This window comes from Campylobacter sp. RM9334 (assembly GCF_020138145.1).
GTDB lineage: Bacteria > Campylobacterota > Campylobacteria > Campylobacterales > Campylobacteraceae > Campylobacter_E.
Window position 1 is genome coordinate 1 of sequence record NZ_JACGAX010000042.1, and the last position, 1,987, is coordinate 1,987.

Consider the following 1,987-nt stretch of genomic DNA (forward strand, 5'->3'; position numbering starts at 1 on the left):
GCTTGATTTAAAGTCGTTGCCTACTTTGAAATTTCCTGTGATGGTTTTTGCTTCAGCATTTTCAATAATTACGTTATTTGCAATATCTATTAAATTTGAATTTAAATCAGAATTTAAAAGCTTTAATTCACTACCTTTTATATCACCTTTGATACTAGAATTGCTAATATCAATATTATTAGTAGCTTCTATTTTGCCGATTAATTCACTATTATCTGTTTTTATGTTGGTAATAAGAGAATCTCCTGTTAGTTTTGAATTGTATATCTCTAATTCTTCCCCATCAACCAATGCTTCTATAATAGCACCACCTTTTATAATAACCTTAGTATTATCTTGAGTTGAAATATCATTTTTTCCTGGAATTAAAATAGTATCAGTTCCATATAATTTATTAGCTTTTATATATCCGCCATTTATAGTAATTTCTTTTGCAAAAATCCCACTATTTTCTACATTATTTATATAATTTACATTATTTAATTCTAATTTTGGAATTCTATTATATAAATCATTATTATTTAAAGCCCCAATTCCTGTATCTACTAATTTAGTATTATTAATAATTACTTCACTATCATAATGTAATGAAGAAGCTTGAGTAATAGCCGAATTAATTATCTCACTATCATTTATTGTAACCTTAGTATTATCCCAAATCGTAATATGATGTTTTGTAACATCCCAAGCACTATCATTAGATATTTTTACATTATCTAATTCATTTGTATTATAAAAATCAATCCTATTAAGATTTGAATCCAAAACTGCATTTTTAATAACACTATCTTTATATGTTGAAATTCCATTAGATTTTAATGTTATTTTATCTTTATCGTTATTTATAATTTGATGATTTTCAATAGTCAATGTGCCACTTGCTGTGATATTTTTATTATTGTATTTTGCATCATTTTTAATAGTAATATTTTTGGCATTTAAATCTGTGGTTAAAGTAGAATTATCTAAAATAAAATTATTAACCTTACTAATATCAGAACTAATTGTAGTGCCATTTATAACTTCTAAAGTATTCGTATTTAAAGTAGCTTCTACTATAGAATTATCTACAACAATATTTCCACTAATATTTCCAAGCAATTTAGAATTAACAAAAGTAGTTTTATATGAAAAATTACCACCATTTATTTCACTTTCAACAACTTTAAAATTAATATCTTTAATTTTACCATTCGAAGCTGTTTGACTTCCTATATTTACATTATTTAATGTTCCTTTATTAAAAATCAAATTCTTTGAATTACTAACAGCATTAGTCCATAAATCTATTTTTATGCCATTTAAATTGCTTTCATTGAATACTATATCTTTATTATCACTATTTCTATTATCAAATAATAAATTAAATTTTTGACTTTTTGTATTTGTAATATTTACTTTATTTAGTGTTAAATCACCTTGAAATAATAAATAACTTCCATTATTTATATTTATATTTAAATCAGATATAGTATGTGTATCTTTAGCATTACCTATAGTAATTACTCCACCTGTGTGAGTAATATCAGTTGGAGTTGTATATGTATTACTAATGATAGTTTTATTACTACTAATAGTTTCTTGAGTATTAGCTAATGGGCTAACTAATGCAGTATTAGCTGAATTATCTATCGCATCAGCAAGAGCTAAATTCCCCCCCCCGCTAATATAAAAGTTATTAAAGATAATTTTATAGTTCTATTCATTTTCTCCCCTAAAAAATAAATGAAAAATGCTTTATTATAGTTAAAAATCAATATATAAAGGTTAATCAATTGCTAACAAAATGGGGGGGGGTAATTATAAAAATTAATATTTTTATAAATTTTTAACAATCTAATCAAAAGAATTTTAATATAAAAAATATAAAAAACTTTTAGATTTAAGGTAAAAATAATAAGCTTTAAAAAACAATCTCTAAGTAAAAAGACAAAAACTCATAAAAACAATAAAGCTAAAAAGTTTTACTTTCTAGCTTTAAATAAGC

Annotated in this window: 1 protein-coding gene; it reads right to left on the minus strand. The window is 23.3% G+C overall.

What is annotated here, in order from left to right; all coding sequences use genetic code 11:
- The coding region (locus tag AVBRAN9334_RS10030; RefSeq protein WP_336607731.1) for a hypothetical protein at window positions 1-1,251 on the minus strand (1,251 nt) is incomplete at its 3' end.
- Window positions 1,252-1,987: the final 736 nt, after the last annotated feature.